The sequence below is a fragment of the Humibacillus xanthopallidus genome, from assembly GCF_006716675.1.
In the GTDB taxonomy this organism is placed as follows: Bacteria; Actinomycetota; Actinomycetes; order Actinomycetales; family Dermatophilaceae; genus Humibacillus; species Humibacillus xanthopallidus_B.
This window is the reverse complement of record NZ_VFPM01000001.1, coordinates 1,703,070-1,720,668: the sequence shown is the minus strand read 5'-3', so window position 1 is coordinate 1,720,668 and position 17,599 is coordinate 1,703,070. Positions and strand designations below refer to the sequence as shown.

General features: G+C 71.5%; 13 protein-coding genes. 9 read left to right on the top strand and 4 right to left on the bottom strand.

Translation table 11 applies throughout. The annotated features are described in order from the left end of the window. Positions 1-116 precede the first annotated feature (116 nt). Both FBY41_RS07510 and FBY41_RS07505 read left to right on the top strand, forming a co-directional pair. Positions 117-992, top strand: coding sequence for a carbohydrate ABC transporter permease (locus FBY41_RS07510; protein WP_260439616.1), 876 nt, complete (start codon positions 117-119; stop codon positions 990-992). Continuing rightward, on the top strand, positions 992-1,843 hold the full coding sequence (locus tag FBY41_RS07505; protein WP_141842787.1) for a carbohydrate ABC transporter permease: 852 nt from the start codon (positions 992-994) through the stop codon (positions 1,841-1,843). The genes FBY41_RS07510 and FBY41_RS07505 overlap by 1 nt, the downstream gene beginning before the upstream one ends. A gap of 175 nt (positions 1,844-2,018) precedes the next feature. Here FBY41_RS07505 and FBY41_RS07500 read toward each other — a convergent pair whose 3' ends face one another. The 3 genes from FBY41_RS07500 to FBY41_RS07490 all read right to left on the bottom strand — a co-directional run bounded on the left by FBY41_RS07500 (position 2,019) and on the right by FBY41_RS07490 (position 6,784). Beyond that, positions 2,019-2,396 carry a hypothetical protein gene (locus FBY41_RS07500; protein WP_141842784.1) on the bottom strand — a complete coding sequence of 126 codons (378 nt, stop codon included), beginning with the start codon at positions 2,394-2,396 and terminating at the stop codon, positions 2,019-2,021. 76 nt (positions 2,397-2,472) lie between these two features. Then, a complete protein-coding gene (locus tag FBY41_RS07495) occupies positions 2,473-5,526 on the bottom strand; it encodes a glycine--tRNA ligase (RefSeq protein WP_260439615.1) in 3,054 nt (1,017 codons plus the stop codon). Between the two features lie 139 nt (positions 5,527-5,665). Continuing rightward, positions 5,666-6,784 carry a carbohydrate kinase family protein gene (locus tag FBY41_RS07490; protein ID WP_141842761.1) on the bottom strand — a complete coding sequence of 373 codons (1,119 nt, stop codon included), beginning with the start codon at positions 6,782-6,784 and terminating at the stop codon, positions 5,666-5,668. A 158-nt stretch (positions 6,785-6,942) separates the two neighbouring features. Here FBY41_RS07490 and FBY41_RS07485 point away from each other — a divergent pair, with 158 nt between their 5' ends. Further along, positions 6,943-8,292, top strand: coding sequence for a 6-phospho-beta-glucosidase (locus FBY41_RS07485; protein WP_141842758.1), 1,350 nt, complete (start codon positions 6,943-6,945; stop codon positions 8,290-8,292). A gap of 170 nt (positions 8,293-8,462) precedes the next feature. Here FBY41_RS07485 and FBY41_RS07480 read toward each other — a convergent pair whose 3' ends face one another. Further along, positions 8,463-9,629 carry a substrate-binding domain-containing protein gene (locus tag FBY41_RS07480; protein WP_260439614.1) on the bottom strand — a complete coding sequence of 389 codons (1,167 nt, stop codon included), beginning with the start codon at positions 9,627-9,629 and terminating at the stop codon, positions 8,463-8,465. Positions 9,630-9,732: 103 nt separating this feature from the next. Here FBY41_RS07480 and FBY41_RS07475 point away from each other — a divergent pair, with 103 nt between their 5' ends. From FBY41_RS07475 to FBY41_RS07450, 6 genes are all read left to right on the top strand, one after another. Continuing rightward, positions 9,733-10,857: a substrate-binding domain-containing protein gene (locus FBY41_RS07475; protein ID WP_141842756.1), complete on the top strand. Its 1,125-nt coding sequence runs from the start codon at positions 9,733-9,735 to the stop codon at positions 10,855-10,857. Positions 10,858-10,861: 4 nt separating this feature from the next. Next, positions 10,862-11,884, top strand: coding sequence for an ABC transporter permease (locus tag FBY41_RS07470; protein ID WP_141823901.1), 1,023 nt, complete (start codon positions 10,862-10,864; stop codon positions 11,882-11,884). Beyond that, positions 11,881-12,687, top strand: coding sequence for an ATP-binding cassette domain-containing protein (locus FBY41_RS07465; protein WP_141842754.1), 807 nt, complete (start codon positions 11,881-11,883; stop codon positions 12,685-12,687). Before FBY41_RS07470 ends, FBY41_RS07465 begins: the two co-directional genes overlap by 4 nt. A gap of 146 nt (positions 12,688-12,833) precedes the next feature. Beyond that, positions 12,834-13,232 carry a universal stress protein gene (locus FBY41_RS07460; protein WP_141842752.1) on the top strand — a complete coding sequence of 133 codons (399 nt, stop codon included), beginning with the start codon at positions 12,834-12,836 and terminating at the stop codon, positions 13,230-13,232. Positions 13,233-13,395: 163 nt separating this feature from the next. Beyond that, positions 13,396-16,383 carry a glycoside hydrolase family 32 protein gene (locus FBY41_RS07455; RefSeq protein WP_141842750.1) on the top strand — a complete coding sequence of 996 codons (2,988 nt, stop codon included), beginning with the start codon at positions 13,396-13,398 and terminating at the stop codon, positions 16,381-16,383. A gap of 93 nt (positions 16,384-16,476) precedes the next feature. Then, complete coding sequence (locus tag FBY41_RS07450; RefSeq protein ID WP_260439613.1) at positions 16,477-17,466, top strand: lytic transglycosylase domain-containing protein; 990 nt, start codon at positions 16,477-16,479, stop codon at positions 17,464-17,466. Positions 17,467-17,599 lie beyond the last annotated feature (133 nt).

The following is a 17,599-nucleotide window of genomic DNA, read 5'->3' as shown; positions in this document are numbered from 1 at the left end:
CGACGGCATACCGCGGGGGTGGTGCGCGGGAGGCTGGCACCGGCACCGCCGCGTCAACGCAGACCCAGCCACGCCCGTCGCTGGGTCGACGTCTCCGGGGGCGGCAGGACCGCAACGTGTGGTTCTGGGTCTTCGTCGGCCCGTTCGTCATCGGGCTCGTCGTCTTCGTCTACGTGCCGATCGCCTGGTCGATCTACCTGTCGTTCTTCGACTCCTACAACACCGTCACCCCGACGACCTTCGTGGGCCTCGGGAACTACGTCGACATGCTGCGCGACCCGGCGTTCCGCAGCAGCCTCGTGACGTTCCTCGTCTTCGCCGCGTTCATCGTGCCGGTCACCTTCGTCGCCTCGCTCGGGGTCGCGCTGCTCGTCGCGCGGACGACGGTCATGCAGGCGTTCTTCCGGTCCGTCTTCTTCCTGCCGGTCGCGTGCTCGTACGTCGTCGCCTCGCTCATCTGGAAGATGTCGATCTTCAGCGGCATCCGGTCGGGCCTGGCCAACGCCGTGCTCGGGTGGTTCGGCATCGACTCCGTGCCGTGGCTCAGCCTCGCGCAGCCGCCGTGGTACTGGCTCGTCATCGTGACGGCCCGCCTCTGGCTGCAGATCGGCTTCTACATGATCCTCTTCCTCGCCGGCATCCAACGGATCAGTCCGACGCTCTATGAAGCCGCTGCGATCGACGGCGCCGAGGGGTGGAAGGTGTTGCGGCACATCACCCTTCCGCAGCTGCGAGCGACGTCGACGGCGGTGCTGCTGCTCCTGCTCATCAACGCCTTCCAGGCGTTCGACGAGTTCTACAACATCCTGTCGACCTTCGGCACGTATCCGCCGTATGCGCGCCCGCCGCTCGTCTACCTCTACTACACGGCGCTCGGCTCGGGTCAGGACTTCGGGCACGGCTCGGCCGGCGCCGTCATCCTCACCCTCATCATCGCGATCGTCGCGGTGGGCCAAAGCCGCCTCCTGCGGCTCGGGGACAGGGGCGACTGATGGCGATCGTGCGCAGCCGGCGGCAGTCACGGCTGACCGGACTCGTCCGTTACACAGCGCTGCTCGTGGCGGCCTTGCTCTTCCTCGTCCCGTTCTACCTGCTTGTGCGCAGCGCCTTCATGCGCGAGCAGGACCTCAGCTCCCCCGACTTCCACTGGCTGCCGCCGGTGTGGGAGACCGCCAACCTCACCGGCCTCTTCGACAACCCGGCCATCCCGATGGCGCGCAGCCTGCTCAACTCCGGGGTCATCGCGGTGACGCAGACCATCGCGGTGCTCGTCGTCTCGGGCCTCGCGGGCTACGGCCTCGCGCGCATCCCCTACCGCTGGTCCAACGTCGTCTTCTACGCGATCACGGCGACGCTGCTGATCCCCGCGGCCGTGACGTTCGTGCCGAGCTTCGTGCTCGTGTCGACCCTCGGGTGGATCTCGACGTTGCGAGGGCTCATCATCCCCGGCCTCTTCCAGGCGCTCGCGACGTTCCTCTTCCGGCAGTTCTTCCTCGGCTTCCCCAAGGAGATCGAGGAGGCAGCCTTCATCGACGGCCTCGGCTACTGGGGCACGTTCTGGCGCATCGTCGTGCCGAACTCGATGGGCTTCGTCGCCGCCATCGGCACGATCACCTTCATCGGCTCATGGAACGCCTTCCTCTGGCCTCTCGTCATCGGCCGCGACCAGGAGTCGTGGACGGTGCAGATCGCCGTGTCGACGTTCCTCACGGCCCAGTCGGTGCAGGTCAGCCAGCTCTTCATGGCTGCGCTCGTCGCGATCGTGCCGCTGCTGCTGATGTTCCTCTTCCTCCAGCGCTGGATCGTCGAGGGCGTCGAGCGCACCGGCATCGCCGGCGACTGACCGCCCCGATCGAGAGAGCAGTCCGTCAGGTGCTTGAGTTGTTGAGCACCCGACGGAGTGCTCTTTCGATTGGGTGCGGAGTGCGAATTCCCGATCGAAAGAGCAATCCGTCTGGTGTGTGAAATGTGAAGCACCTGACGAAGTGCTCTTTCGATTGGGCTGGGTGGCTTCGTCTTCAGGGGTGGCGGCGGAGGTGGTCGGGGGCGGGCATCCGTCGCAGGTCGACGCTCCAGAAGCGCACGACGAGGCGGTATGCCGCCCGCAACGTCACGTGGTGCTCGTAACCTCCCTGCGCGGCGGGCACCACCTGCGACTGCGCCACCTCGGCCGCGTCACGAACCGCGGCATCGAGCTCTCGCCGGTTGACGTGCAGCACGACCGCTCCGACGTAGGTGATGGCGACGAGCTCGTGCCCGCGGTCGGCATCGCCGGCGAGCAGCGTCCAGGAGAAGGCGTCGCGCTCCTGGCTCCAGTCCTGCACCTGCGCCCCGCGCAGGTCGACCGCCGCCAGCGCCAGCACGTCGACGGGCAGGTCAGGGGGTGTCGCGGTCACGACACCATCCTGACCGGTGCCGCCCCGCGCCACGACCCGAGCCCGGCCGCGCGCCCGGCCCTGCCCCGGCGCCTCGTCAGAGGGCGAGCCAGTCGACCTCGCTACCGCCGAGCGCGGCGACGCGGGCGAGCAGCCCGAGCCGCGACGCCCGGATCGCGGGGTCGTCGTGCATGACCCGGATCTCGTCGAAGAAGCGCTCGGCAGCGGCCGGCAGCGCACCACCGACCGAGAAGAGCCGCGCGAGGTCTCCCTCGTGGCCGGCCATCGCGCTCTCGATCGCCGCGACGACGGCCTCGAGCTCTCGCTCGGCGGGCTCGGCGGTGTCGGGCAGCCCGGGCAGCGAGCCACCCGTCCCCGCGCTGAACCCGGCCGGCAGGATCCGCATGCTGCGCTGCAGCGCCGCGACGATCGACCGGGCCTGCTCGTCGTCCAGCGCGTCGGTGAGCACCGCGACGAGCTCGTCGGCACGCGCCGGGCGGTCCGCCGCCAGCAGGACCGCGCGCACGACGGAGTGGGGGTGTCCGGACTCGCTCAGCTGCTGCTCGTAGCGCTGTCGCACGAACTCGATGGCCTGCTCCTGCACCGCTGCGCTCGTCTCGATGCCCTGCTCGGCCAGCCGCTCGGCAGCGGCGCGCACGCCGTCGCGCACCGAGACCGCCGACAGCATCGGGAAGGCGCGCAGCACGCGGACCAGGCCGAGAGCCGTCCGACGCACCCCGAACGGGTCGGAGGTGCCGGTCGGGACGGACCCGACGGCATACATGCTCGTCAGCAGGTCGAAGCGGTCGGCGAGCGACAGGACGGCACCCGGCACGCTGGCCGGCTCCGCCGACGCCGACGACCGCGGCATCTCCATCTCGGCGAGCGCCTGGGCGACCGCCGGGCTCTCGCCGGACCGGACGGCATACTCCTGCGCCATCGTGCCAGCGAGGCTCGACAGCTCGACGACCATCTGCGACGCGAGGTCGAACTTGCCGAGCGCGGCGGCGCGGCGCACCGTCTCGGCGTCCTTGTCGTCGAGGCCGTAGGCGGCGGTGAACGTCGCGGCGAGGTCGGCGATCCGGTTGACGCGGTCGTCGAAGGAGCCGAGCCGCTCCTCGAAGGTGAGGGCGCCGAGGCGGCTGCGGAACTCCTCCGGGGAGACCTCGAGGTCGGCGCGCCAGAAGAACGCGGCGTCCTCGTAGCGCGCCCGGATGACGGACTCGTTGCCGGCGCGCACGAGGTCGGTGTCGTGGGGGCCGTTGGCGAAGGTGATGAAGTGCGGCAGCATGCGCCCGTCGTCGCCGACGACCGGGAGGTAGCGCTGGTGCTTGCGCATGACGGTGCGCAGGATCTGCGGCGGCAGGTCGAGGAAGCGCTGCTCGAACGACCCGAGGATCGGGCGCGGGTCCTCGACGATGTCAGTGATCTCGTCGACGAGGTCGCTCTCGCCGTCGACGTCGACCGTGCCGCCCACCGAGGCAGCGAGCGCGGTCGCCAACGTGACGACACGCTGGCGACGCTCGTCGCGGTCGAGGACGATGCCGGCCTCGGCGAGGAGCGCGCCGAAGCCGCGGGCGTCGCCCACCTCGACGACGGGCTCGTCGGCCGAGCGGAGCACCCGCGTCGAGGTGCCCGACACGAGCGCGGAGACCGCGACCGGGATGTGGGTCGTGCCGAGGAGCACGAGCAGCCAGCGCACCGGGCGCGAGTAGGACAGCTCCGGGTCGCCCCAGCGCATGTTGCGCTCCGCGTGGAGCGAGCGGACGGCGGCGTCGGCGAGGCCCGCGACGATCGACGGCGACGTGCGCCCCGGCACGAAGCGCTCGACCGCGACGTAGTCGACCCCGTCGACATCGACACGGGTGACGTCCTCGGGCGTCTTGCCCTGGCCGCGCAGGAAGCCGAGAAGAGCCTTGGAGGGCTCGCCGTCGTCGCCGTATGCCGCGGAGGCGCGCGGACCGCGGACCGTGAGGGTCGAGTCGGCCTCCGCCTGCGCCACGTCCTCGACCGTGACGACGATGCGACGCGGGGTTGCCCTGACCGCGACGGCACCGTGGTCGAGCGTGGTGGCCGCGAGCCGCTCCTCGACCGCCGCGCGCACCGACTCGGTCGCGCGGCGCACGTCGACGTGCGGCAGCTCCTCGACGCCGATCTCGATGAGGAGGGGCTGGGCCCCGCTGACCTCGGGGAGCGGTCCGGCGCTCGCAGGTGTCGGCGGGGTCCACTGGCCGAGGGGGAAGCCGAGCTCCTCGCGGCGGGCGACCCACAGCTCGGACACCGCGCGGGTGAGGCGGCGCATGAGGCCGAAGGAACGGGCTCGCTCGGTCGTGCTGATCGCCCCGCGTGCGTCGAGGACGTTGAAGGTGTGGCTGCACTTGAGGACGTAGCTGTAGGCCGGCACCGGCAGCTTGCGGTCGAGCATCCGCTGCGCCTCGTCGGCGTACAGCTGGAAGAGGCGGTGGTTGAGCTCGACGTCGGCGTCGTCGAGGTAGTAGCGGCTCATCTCGTACTCGGCCTGGGCGAAGACCTCGCCATAGGTCACGGTGTCGTTGTACTGGATCTGCGAGAAGTGCCGGACGTCCTCGAGCGCCATGAGGATGCGCTCGAGGCCGTAGGTGATCTCGACCGCGATCGGGTCGAGGACGAGGCCGCCGGCCTGCTGGAAGTAGGTGAACTGGGTGATCTCGAGGCCGTCGAGCCAGACCTCCCAGCCGAGGCCCCAGGCGCCGAGCGCCGGTGAGGCCCAGTTGTCCTCGATGAAGCGGATGTCATGGGCGCGGGTGTCGATGCCGAGGGCCTCGAGGCTCTCGAGGTAGATCTCCTGCGGGTTGTCCGGCGCCGGCTTGAGGATGACCTGGTACTGCGTGTGCGTCTGGAGGCGGTTGGGGTTCTCGCCATAGCGGGCATCGTCGGGGCGCACGCTCGGCTCGACGTAGGCGACCTGCCACGGCTCCGGGCCGAGGACGCGCAGCGAGGTGGCGGGGTTCGCCGTGCCGGCGCCCACCTCGGTGTTGAACGGCTGCATGACGAGGGCGCCGCGGCTGGCCCAGAACTCTTGGAGGCGCAGGATCGCCTCCTGCATCGTCGGCGATCCGGGCGCCCGGTCGACAGCGGCGGGCAGGGTCGGGGGCTGGTGCTCTGAGGTCATGTCTCTCATCCGGGAGGGGGTGCGTTGCGCGGCCACCACCCTAGTTCCCGTGGACGGCATACTGCCCCGGACGGCATACCGCCCCGGACGGCATACCGCCCCGGGGCCGTCGTCGTGGCCCGCCGCCTCGGGCGAGCGCTCAGTCGAGAGCCGGCACGTCGGCCCGGCGGGCGATCGTCGCGCTCGCGCGCCGGCAGGCGCTGACGGGCACGCGCGGCACGATGTCGTCGAGGAACGCGAAGCGGCGCCGCAGGGAGCGGTGGTAGGCGTCGCTGCTCGTGTCGGCGACGAGCGCCGTCCACCAGTCGGAGAGGTCGCCCCAGCCCGGGGCCGCGAGCGAGCCGCCGTACTGCTGCAGGGCGAGCCCGGCGCACAGGCTCGCGAAGGTCATCCGCTGCTCGAGCGGCCACTCGGCGAGGGTGCCGACGAGCAGGGCCGCCCCGAAGACGTCGCCCGCGCCGGTCGGGTCGACCTCGTGCACGCGCAACGACGGCACGCGCGCCTCCTCGCCGGTGCGCGCGTCGATGCCGAGGGCCCCGTTGGCGCCGTCGGTGACGATGGCGACGGGCACGCGGTCGGCGAGTGCATAGACGGCCTCGAGCGGCGACGTCGTGCCGGTGTAGGCCATCGCCTCGACCGCGTTGGGCATGAAGACGTCGACCCGCGCGAGGCGCTCGAGCACGTGAATCGGCCACTGCTGGTGCGGATCCCACCCGACGTCGGCGAAGACGAGCGCGCCCTGGGAGCGGGCGACGTCGACCCATGTCGGCGACGAGCCCCCGAAGGCCTCGTCTTCCGCGAGGTCGACCATGACGGCCCGCGAGCGCGGCGGGGTGCCGATGAGCTCGCTCGCCGACACCGGCGCCGGGTGCCCGTGCGAGACCATGCTGCGGTCGTGGTCGACCGACATCGAGACAGTCACCGGGCTGTGCCAGTCGGAGAAGCGCCGGCTGCGCCCGAGGTCGATGTGCTCCTGCTCCTCGAGGGTGCGCCAGCAGAAGTCGCCGTAGTCGTCGTCGCTGAAGGCCGCCGCGAGCGACGTGCGCAGGCCGAGGCGTCGGGTCGCGACGGCGAGGTTCGCGATGCCACCGGGGCACGAGGCCAGCCCGTCGGCCCACACCTCCGTGCCGGGCTGGGGCGCGTGGGGCAAGCCCGCGAAGATCATGTCGAGGAAGACCGTGCCCCACACGAACACGTCGACCTCCGGGTCGGCGGCGGTCCGCCGGCCCGCGAGCGGGTCGAAGCTGTGGTGCGGCACGCCCCCATGATCGCGCACCCGCGACCTCCCGACGTCCGGATTATCGGGCGCCCGCCTGTATGCGTCGCCACATCGAGCACATATGCCGCACAACGCCGAGCCCGTATGCCGCCCGGCGGGGTGCCGCCCCTTGCTACCGTCACGAGGGTGGTCGCGCCATGAGGTTGGTCGTGCTCGGCGGCGGCGGTTTCCGCGTGCCGCTCGTCCACGGAGCGCTGCTCGGTGACCGGTCGACGCGGCGGGTCACCGAGGTCGTGCTCCACGACACCGACGCCGGCCGGCTCGCCGTCATGGCGCACGTGCTCGACGCGGCCGGCGCGGGGCACCCGGACGCTCCAGCGGTGAGCGTCACGACCGACCTCGACCGGGCGCTCGATGGCGCCGACTTCGTCTTCTCGGCGATCCGGGTGGGCGGGCTCGTGGGCCGCACCGTCGACGAGCGGCTCCCGCTCGGGCTCGGGCTGCTCGGGCAGGAGACGACCGGTGCCGGCGGGGTCGGCTATGGGCTGCGCAGCGTGCCGGCCGCGCTGCACATCGCCCGCCGGGTTCAGGAGCTCGCGCCGGACGCCTGGGTCATCAACTTCACCAACCCGGCCGGGCTCGTCACGCAGGCGATGCAGTCGGTGCTCGGTGACCACGTCGTCGGCATCTGCGACTCACCGCTGGGTCTGGCTCGCCGTGCTGCCGGCGCGCTCGGTCGCGACCTCGCGGACCTCGAGATCGACTACGCCGGGCTCAACCACCTCGGCTGGCTGTCGGGACTGCGTGACGACGGTCGCGACCTGCTGCCCGACCTCATCGCCGACACCACGGCGCTCGCCTCGATCGAGGAGGGGCACCTCTTCGGCACCGACTGGCTCCAGTCGCTCGGGGTGCTGCCCAACGAGTACCTCTACTACTACTACTTCACGCGGGACGCCATCGCCCAGATCACTGCCGGGGAGCGCACGCGCGGCGAGTTCCTCCTCACCCAGCAGACGGATTTCTATGCAGCAGTGTCGGATTCGCCGGCAGGCGCCTTCGAGCGGTGGGATGCGGTGCGCCGCGAGCGCAACGCGACCTACATGCAGGAGACCCGCGAGTCGACCGAGGACGGCTCCGCCGAGCGGTCGCAGGCCGATGTCGAGGGCGGCGGCTACGAGGGCGTCGCGCTCGCGCTCATGGCGGCGATCGCGCGCGACGAGCCGGCCCACCTCATCCTCAACGTGCGCGGCGGCGGTGCGATCCCCGGGCTGCCCGCCGACGCCGTCGTCGAGGTGCCGTGCCGTGTGGATGCGTCGGGGCCGACACCCCTGCCGGTGAGCCCGCTCACCGGGTCGGCGCTCGGCCTCGCGCAACAGGTCAAGGCGGTCGACGAGCTCGTCATCCGCGCAGTCGACGCGGGGTCGAGATCCCTTGCGGTGCAGGCGATTGCCCTGCACCCGCTCGTCGACTCCGTCACCGTCGCGCGCGAGGTGCTGGCCGGCTACGAGCGCGCGCTGCCGGACCACTACTCGGTGTTCCGGTAGCCGGTCCGATGAGCACGAGACCCCGCGGCAGAACGTCCACTTGCGCGTCAGACCCACAAACCTCAGGTATGCCGCCCGGCCCGCGCGGCGCCCGCATCGGACTGAGCAGTCTGTGGGTCTGAACGGCTGCCGTCACAGGACCGGACGGCGTACCCGGGGACTTTCGGTGGCTACTCGTGCGGCGGGATCTCGCCGGACCCGCGGGGGATGAGTGTCGGCTCGATGATGACCCGGCGCGGCGGTGCGGTGTCGCCGGCGATGCGGGCGAAGAGCAGCCGGCCGACCTCTGCGCCGATCTGCCCGACGTTCTGACGCATCACGGTCAGACCGGGGTCGAGCAGGTCGGCGAGGGGGAAGTCGTCGAAGCCGACCACGGCGACGCGGTGGACGAGGCCGAGGGCGCGGAGCGCGCGCACGGCCCCGACGGCGAGGTCGTTGCGCCCGGCGAAGATCGCGGTCGGGCGCGGACCGGTGCCGGTGCGGAAGAGCCGGCTCACGGCCTGCTCCGCCGCCTCCGACGTGCGCAGGTCGGCGCGCTCGAGGATCTCGCCGCCGAGGCCGGCGGCCTGCATCGCCTCGCGGTAGCCCTGCAGGCGCAGCTCGGCGGTCTGGATCGTCCGGAGGTCGCCGAGGGCGACGATGCGGCGGTGACCGTGCGAGACGAGGTGCCGGACCGCGTGCCGTGAGCCGGCGAGGTTGTCGACGGTCACCGAGTCGGCGTCGACGCCGTGGGGCAGGCGGTCGACGAAGACCGTCGGCAGCCCGGCTCGCAGCTCCGGCAGGAGGTACTCCTGCCGGGCGGTCGCGGGCATGAGCACGAGCCCGTCGACGCGCCTCGCGACGAGGCCCCGCACCAGGGCGATCTCGCGCTCCGGCTCCTCGTCGAGGCTCGCGGCGAGGACGGCGGTGCGATGGTCACGGGCGACGTCCTCGAGCGAGCGCAGCAGGCTCGCGGAGAAGCTGTTGCTGATGTCCTGGAGCAGGGCGCCGACGGTTCCGGTGCGCCCGCTGGAGCGCCGCAGGTTGCTCGCATGGACGTTGTGGCTGTAGTCGAGCCTGACGACGGCGCGCTCGACACGCTCGCGCACCTCCGGAGAGACCCCCGCCTCGCGGTTGACGACGCGCGAGACGGTCTTGAGGCTGACGCCCGACAGGGCCGCGACGTCCTTCATCGTGGCGCGCGCGACGGGTCGCCCAGAGCCGGTGGAGCCGATGGGGCCGGCAGGCCCGACGGAGCCGGGAGACCCGACGGCCCCGGGCGGCGCGGGGGGTCCGGACGACCCGGCTGTGCCGGGCACCTCCCCCTGCTCCGACGGGGACACCGTTGTCTCTTTCACGACACGAGGTGTAACCCATGTCTTGACGTCAAGGCAAGTGGCCCTCTATAACCAGACCTGACAACGTTGTCAGTCGACGACGCCAGACAGAGAGGTCACGTCCATGCAGCCCAGCTCCAACCTTTCCGCACCGCGCACGACGGCCCGTCGCGCGCTCGTCGCCGTGGCCGCAGGCACCCTCGTCCTCGGAGCCGCCGCGTGCGGGAGCAGCTCGGACACCGGATCCGGCGGAGGCACCGGTGGCGCGGCGGCGGGCGGCGACACCGTCGGCATCGCCCTCATCACGAAGGACTCGACCAACCCCTTCTTCGTCGCCATGCAGAAGGGCGCGCAGGCGGAGGCCGCGAAGAACAACGTCGACCTCACGATCGCCTCGGGCGCCAAGGACGGTGACGAGCAGGGCCAGGTCCAGGCCATCGAGAACGCCATCGCCGCGGGCGACAAGGGCATCCTCATCACCCCCAACGGCCCGGGCGTCAACGCCTCGATCAAGAAGGCCCGCGACGCCGGCCTCTTCGTCATCGCCCTCGACACCCCGCCCGACCCCGCCGACACCGTCGACATCACCTTCGCGACCGACAACTTCAAGGCCGGCGAGCTCATCGGCCAGTGGGCGAACAAGACCCTCGCCGGCAAGAAGGCGACGATCGCGCTGCTCGACCTCTTCAACGACAAGGTTGTCTCCGTCGACTACAACCGCGACCAGGGCTTCCTCACCGGCATGGGCATCGACACCAAGGACAAGCAGAAGAACGGCGACGAGGACAAGACCGGTACGTACGCCGGCGGCGACTACGCGATCGCGTGCAACGAGCCCACGCAGGGCTCCGAGGACGGCGGGCGCACCGCGATGGAGAACTGCCTGACCAACACCCCCGACATCAACGTCGTCTACACGATCAACGAGCCGGCGGCCGTCGGCGCCTACAACGCCCTCAAGGCAGCCGGCAAGGAGAAGAACGCGATCATCGTGTCGGTCGACGGTGGCTGCGCCGGCGTCAAGTCGGTCAAGGACGGCATCATCGGCGCCACCGCCCAGCAGTACCCGCTCAAGATGGCGACGCTCGGCATGGAGGCCATCGCGAAGATCGCGCGCGGCGGCGAGAAGCCGACGACCTCCGAGGGCCTCGACTTCTTCAACACCGGTGTCGCCCTCGTGACCGACAAGCCGGTCGACGGCGTCGAGAGCATCACGAGCGACGCGGCCTCCAAGATCTGCTGGGGCTGATGAGATGACTGCTGGCACCTCGGCCGCTGCGGCGGAGCTGGCGCGTCGTCGACACAGCCCCCTGCAGCGCGTGCAGCACCTGCTCCACGGCTACCCGTGGATCAGCCCACTCGTCATCCTCGTGCTGACGATGGTGGTCTTCACCATCGTCAACCCGCGGTTCTCCAACCCGTCCGCCCTCTCGCTGCTCATCCAGCAGACGGCCGTCATCGCGTGCCTCGCGATCGGGCAGACGCTCATCATCCTCACCGCCGGCATCGACCTCTCCGTCGGCGCCATCGTCATCCTCTCGATGATGGTGATGGCCAAGCTCGCGGTCGAGAACGGTGTGCCGGCTCCGCTCGCCCTGCTCATCGGCATCGCGCTCGGCGTCGGGGCGGGGGCCCTCAACGGCCTGCTCGTGACGCGGGTCAACCTCCCGCCGTTCATCGTCACGCTCGGCACGCTGAGCATCTTCACGGCGATCGCGCTGCTCTACTCCGGCAGCAAGAGCTTCCAGAACAACGAGCTGCCCGACCTGCTCAACTGGACGGGAACGAGCTTCCCGGTCGGCCCGTTCCGGCTCACGGTCGGCGTCGTCATCGTGCTCGTGCTCTACGCGATCGTCGGCTTCGCCCTCAGCCAGACGGCCTGGGGACAGCACGTGTATGCCGTGGGCGACGACCCCGAGGCCGCTCGCCTCGCGGGCATCGCGAGCAAGCGCGTCCTGCTCAGCGTCTACGTCGTGGCCGGTCTCGTCTACGGCATCGGGGCCTGGGTGCTCATCGGTCGTGCGGGCGCGGCGAGCCCCAACGCGATCACCGACGCGAACCTCCAGAGCATCACGGCGGTCGTCATCGGTGGCACGAGCCTCTTCGGTGGCCGCGGCCGGCTCATCGGCACGCTCATCGGTGCGCTCATCGTCCAGGCCTTCTACGTCGGCCTCAGCCTCGCGCGGGTCGACCAGCAGTACCGCCTGCTGGCGGTCGGCGTCCTCGTCATCGTGGCCGTCGCGATCGACCAGTGGATCAGGAAGGTGAAGTCATGACCGCAGTGGCACCGGACTCCACGGGAGCGGCAGGCGGCACGCAGCAGCAGATCCTCTCCGCCAGGGGCCTGATCAAGACCTTCGGCCGGGTCGTCGGGCTCGACGGCGTCGACCTCGACCTCTACCGGGGTGAGGTGCTCGCCATCATCGGCGACAACGGCGCCGGCAAGTCGACGCTCATCAAGTGCCTCACCGGGGCGCTCGTGCCCGACGCCGGCACCCTCGAGCTCGACGGGAAGCGGGTCCACTTCCAGCGACCCCAGGACGCCCGCGACGCCGGCATCGAGACGGTCTACCAGCAGCTCGCCGTCATCCCGGCGCTCGACATCGCGAGCAACCTCTACCTCGCCCGGGAGGAGCGCCGGGCCGGGCCCCTCGGCTCGGTGCTGCGGATGCTCGACAAGAAGGGCATGCGCGAGCGTGCGGGCAAGGCGGTGCAGGAGCTCGGCATCCAGACGATCCAGAACATGGGTCAGGCGGTCGAGACGCTCTCCGGTGGGCAGCGCCAGGCCGTCGCCGTGAGCCGGGCAGCGGCCTTCGGCGGCAAGGTCGTCGTGCTCGACGAGCCCACGGCGGCCCTCGGCGTCAAGGAGAGCAACCAGGTCCTCGAGATGGTGAAGTCGCTCCGGGCCAAGGGCCTCGGCGTCATCCTCATCTCGCACAACATGCCGCAGGTGTGGGAGGTCGCCGACCGCATCCACATCCAGCGCCTCGGCGGCCGGGCCGGCGTCATCACGCCGCAGTCTCACTCGATGACCGACGGGGTGGGCATCATGACAGGAGCGATGAAGCTCGAGGGCTGACCTCGAGCCGCCCTCTGGACCGCGGGGTCGCCGACCGAGGCGGCGGCCCCGCTCCACCCGCTCCATCCGATCAGCACGTCGCACCGCCCGGACCGCAAGACTGTGCGACGGCTGCACTCCGCACCCGACCCGACACCAGGAGAGACATGTTCACCCAGATCGTCGTCGGCTACATCCCGACACCGGAGGGTCTGGCGGCCCTCGAGAGCGCCATCGAGCTCGCCAAGCGGGGCAGCGCGCACCTCACCGTCGTCAACACCGGTCGGGCCGGCAACTACGCCGACCCCACCTTCGCCACGGCGGAAGACATCGACGCCATCGACCTCCAGCTCGCCAACGCCGACGTCGCGCACGACGTGCGCCAGCCGACGTCGGGCCGGGTCGCAGCCGACGAGATCCTCAGCGCCGCCGAGGAGGTGGGCGCCGACCTCGTCGTCATCGGGGTGCGACGCCGGTCGCCCGTCGGCAAGCTCGTCACGGGCAGCACCGCCCAGCAGGTGCTCCTCGAGGCCCCTTGCTCCGTCCTCGCCGTCAAGGCCCGCTGACCCGAGGTCCGCCGCACCCTCACCGCCCGACGCCACACCGCTCGACGCCACACCGCTCGACCCCTGACTCCAGCGCCGCCGGCTCCGCCCGGCCGCGTCCCCCGCGACACCGCACCACCACCCCTCGCGACCGAACACTCCCGAGCGACAAGGACGTCGTGCCATGCCCGCTACCCCGAAAGACCCGCGGAACCCTGTCATCCCGGCGCTCGCCGCAGCCGCTCTGCTCATCGGCGCAGCGTTGTGGACGCCGGCAGCGGCCGGCGCGGCGACCGCCGAGCCCTACCGGCCGGCATACCACTTCTCACCGGCGCAGAACTGGATGAACGACCCCAACGGGCTCGTCTTCAGCAAGGGCGTCTACCACCTCTTCTTCCAGTACAACCCGCTCGGCGACCAGTGGGGCAACATGTCGTGGGGTCACGCGACGAGCGCCGACCTCGTGCACTGGACCGAGCAGCCGGTCGCGATCCCCTACGACGCCACCGAGGGCGTCTTCAGCGGCAGCGTCGTCGTCGACCAGACCAACAGCTCCGGGCTCGGCACGGCGACCAACCCGCCCATGGTCGCGATCTACACGAGCGCCTACACGGCGGCATCGGGCCGCGACGGCATCCAGGCGCAGTCACTGGCCTTCTCGCTCGACGACGGACTGACGTGGACGAAGTACGCCGGCAACCCGGTGCTCGACCGGGGCTCGCGAGAGTTCCGTGACCCCAAGGTCTTCCGCTACGGCAACGAGTGGCGCATGGTCGTCGCCCTGCCCACCGAGCACCGCATCGCGATCTACCGGTCGACGAATCTCACGCAGTGGCAACAGCTCTCGACCTTCGGGCCGCTCGGTGCCACCTCGGGCATCTGGGAGTGCCCCGACCTCTTCCCGCTGCCCGTCGACGGCGACTCCAGCCGCACGAAGTGGGTCATGCTCGTCAGCCTCAACCCCGGGTCCATCGCCGGGGGCTCGGGCACGCAGTACTTCGTCGGCGACTTCGACGGCACCACCTTCACGGCCGACGACCCGGGCGCCTACAGCGCACCGTCCGGCCGCGTCCTCCAGGACTTCGAGCAGGGGTATGCCGGGTGGCAGACGACCGGGACCGCGTTCGGCACCGCTCCTGCCGGCGGCACGCTCCCCGGCCAGCAGGTGGTGTCGGGTCAGCTCGGCTCGGGGCTCGTCAACAGCTTCCTCGGGGGTGACGGCTCGACGGGCACGCTGACCTCGCCCGCCTTCACGGTCGACCAGCGCTACCTCAACTTCCTCGTCGGCGGCGGCCGGCACCCGTGGGCGCCGGGCACCTCGACACGGGGCGTCGACCCCGTGGGCACCGTGCTCGCCGGCTTCGAGTCCACCGGCTGGGGCGACTGGGCGGCGTCCGGCGGTCTCGCCGGCCGCGGGCCCACCGCCGGCGCGGCGCCGGGGCAGGCGCCGGTCACCGAGTTCCGCGGCGCGCGCCTGGCCAACACATTCCTCGACGGTGACGCGACGACGGGGACGGTGGCATCGCCGCCCTTCACGATCAGCCGGTCGTGGCTCAACCTCCTCGTCGGCGGCGGCAACCACCCGTGGGGAGAGGCGAACCCGACCGCGGTCGTGCTCAAGGTCGACGGCCAGGTGGTGCGCAGCGCGACCGGCCGCGACAGCGAGACCCTCGCTTGGCAGACGTGGGACGTCGCAGACCTCGTCGGACGGCAGGCGAGCATCGAGGTCGTCGACGACAACACCGGCGGCTGGGGTCACGTGCTGCTCGACGAGGTGACGGCCTCCGACGACAGCGTGCGCTCCTACGCCGACTTCGAGGGGCACACGTGGGACCTCCCGGCCGGCTGGAGCGCCGACGGCGACTTCGCGGCCCACCCCCACACGTCGGAGCCCGGGCTGCCGAACCAGGAGGGGCTGCGCGTCATCGACACGTGCATCGTGCCCGACCGGTGCGACGCAGCGACCGGACGCTTCCTGTCCCCGACCTTCCGGATCGAGGACGGCTGGGTCAACTTCCTGATCGCGGGTGGCAACCACCCGTGGGGGTCGTCCGCACCGACGGCGGTCAACCTCGTCGTCGACGGACAGGTCGTGCGCACCGCGACCGGGCCCGCCTCGGGTGCGATGGACTGGGTCGCCTGGGACGTGCGTGACCTGGCCGGCGCAGACGCCCACCTCGAGATCGTCGACGACAACGCCGGCGGCGACTGGGGCCACCTCATGGTCGACCACCTCGTCTTCTCGAGCCGGCCCGCCGACAGGGTCGCCCAGGCGACCGCGGTCAACCTCGTCGTCGACGGGCAGGTCGTGCGCAGCGCGACCGGCCAGGACTCGGAGTCGCTCGACTGGACCTCGTGGGACCTCGCGGACCTCCAGGGTCGCACGGCTCGCCTCGAGGTGGTCGACGCGGGCCGGGGCGGCTGGGGCCACGTGCTCGCCGACCAGTTCACCCTCGCCGGCGCCCCGGCCCTCAGCGCGGTGCAACGCGCACACTGGGTCGACTTCGGGCGCGACAACTACGCCGGCGTCACGTTCAACGACGCTCCGGCAGGCAAGCGGATCCTCGTCGGGTGGATGAGCAACTGGGACTACGCGGGCGCCGTGCCGACCTCACCGTGGCGCGGACAGATGACCCTGCCGAGGGAGCTGTCGCTCGTGACGTCGCCGGACGGCATACGCCTGGCGCAGCAGCCCGTGCCGGCGCTGTGGAAGGCGGCCGCAAAGCCGACGCAGTCGACCGCGCGCAGCCTTTCCGGCGGGTCAGCGATGGCGTCCCCCGACGTCGCTGTCATCGACGTCAACGTCGACCCCGGCACGGCGACAGAGGCGGGGGTCGTCATCGGCGACGCGGCCGGAGACAACCCGCTGCGCGTCGTCGTGCGGCGGGACGGCCCGAACGGCGCGGCGCGCCTCGTCGTGGACCGGCGACAGGCCGGGGTCGTCGGCTTCCACGATCGCTTCCCGAGCGTCGAGTCGGCGCCCCTCTCGACACCTGCGCAGCGGCTGCGCATCGTCATCGACCGGAACTCGGTGGAGGTCTTCGCCGACGGAGGCCGGGTCTCGGTGACCGACCTCGTGCTCCAGCCCGGCGGGGGTCGCACCGTCAGCCTCGTGACGACGGGAGGTGCGGCCGCCCAGCTCAAGGCCACGATCACGCCACTCGTCGAGTGAGCGGGGACTGAGGCGTGACCGGTCCGTGGATTCCGCGCGCGCGGGACGCCGATCGGGGTTCTACTGGTGGGTGACGGACCCGGGGACCGGAGCATGAGGCGTGGTGAGGGCATGAGGCGTGGCGGCAGAGCCGCGACGGGGGTGACGCTCGCGTGTGCCGCGATGGCCGCGAGCGTCGTCCTCGCGGTCGCACCGGCGATGGCTGCGAGCAGCCCCGACGGTCCGACGCCCGCGCCGACGCCGACCCTCCAAGGTGACCCCGCCGACCCCTTCGGGCCGGCACCCGGCTCCGGCGGCGGCTCGGCCGGCGACGGGGGGTCCACGGTCGGCGAGGTGACCGGAGCCGTCGTCGCGCCCCTCTTCGACCGCCTGCGGCTCGCGGCCGCCTATGTCGTCGGCTCGAGCGAGCCGGGCGCCGCGTCAGGTGGCGCATCCACCGGGGGATCCGCCGGGGCATCGACCCCGATCGGTGCCACGGGCGCCGGTGGGTCCGCGTGGCGCCCCCCGTCAGACCTGCGCGCGCCCAAGGCCGTCGCCGCGCCTGGCGGTGCGGCCGGCAACCCGGCGGCGCTGACGACGGACCAGCTGCTGTGGGCGGCATACGTCTCGGCAGCCAAGGGTGTTCCCGCGTCGTGCCACCTGCCCGTGACGCTGCTCGCGGCGATCGGTGAGGTCGAGTCGTCCTCCCTCCGAGGGCGCTCGCTCGACGCCCGCCATGACGTCGTGCCTCCGGTCATCGGGGTGGCGCTCAACGGCAACGGCTTCGCGGCCATCCGCGACACCGACGGCGGGCGCCTCGACGGCGACCCGGTCTGGGATCGCGCCGTCGGCCCGATGCAGTTCATCCCCGGCACGTGGCGGGCGTGGGGGGCCGACGGCAACGGCGACGGGGTGGCCGACCCGCAGAACATCGAGGACGCGACCCTGACGGCGGCTCGCTACCTCTGCGCCAACGGTCGCGACCTCTCCCGCGCGGGCGACCTCGCGAGCGCGGTCCTGTCCTACAACGGCTCGCAGCGCTACCTCGCCACGGTGACCGGTCTCATGGACGCGGTGACCTCGGGAGCCTCCGCCGCTCCCTGACCGGCTTGCGTGCCCAGACCAATCGAAAGAGCAGTTCGTCGCCGTCGCGCGGGACCGCGCGGTCTCGTGGAAGGGCGACGAACTGCTCTTTCGATTGGTGGCGGCCGGGGCGGCAAATCCCACGCGGGCGGTG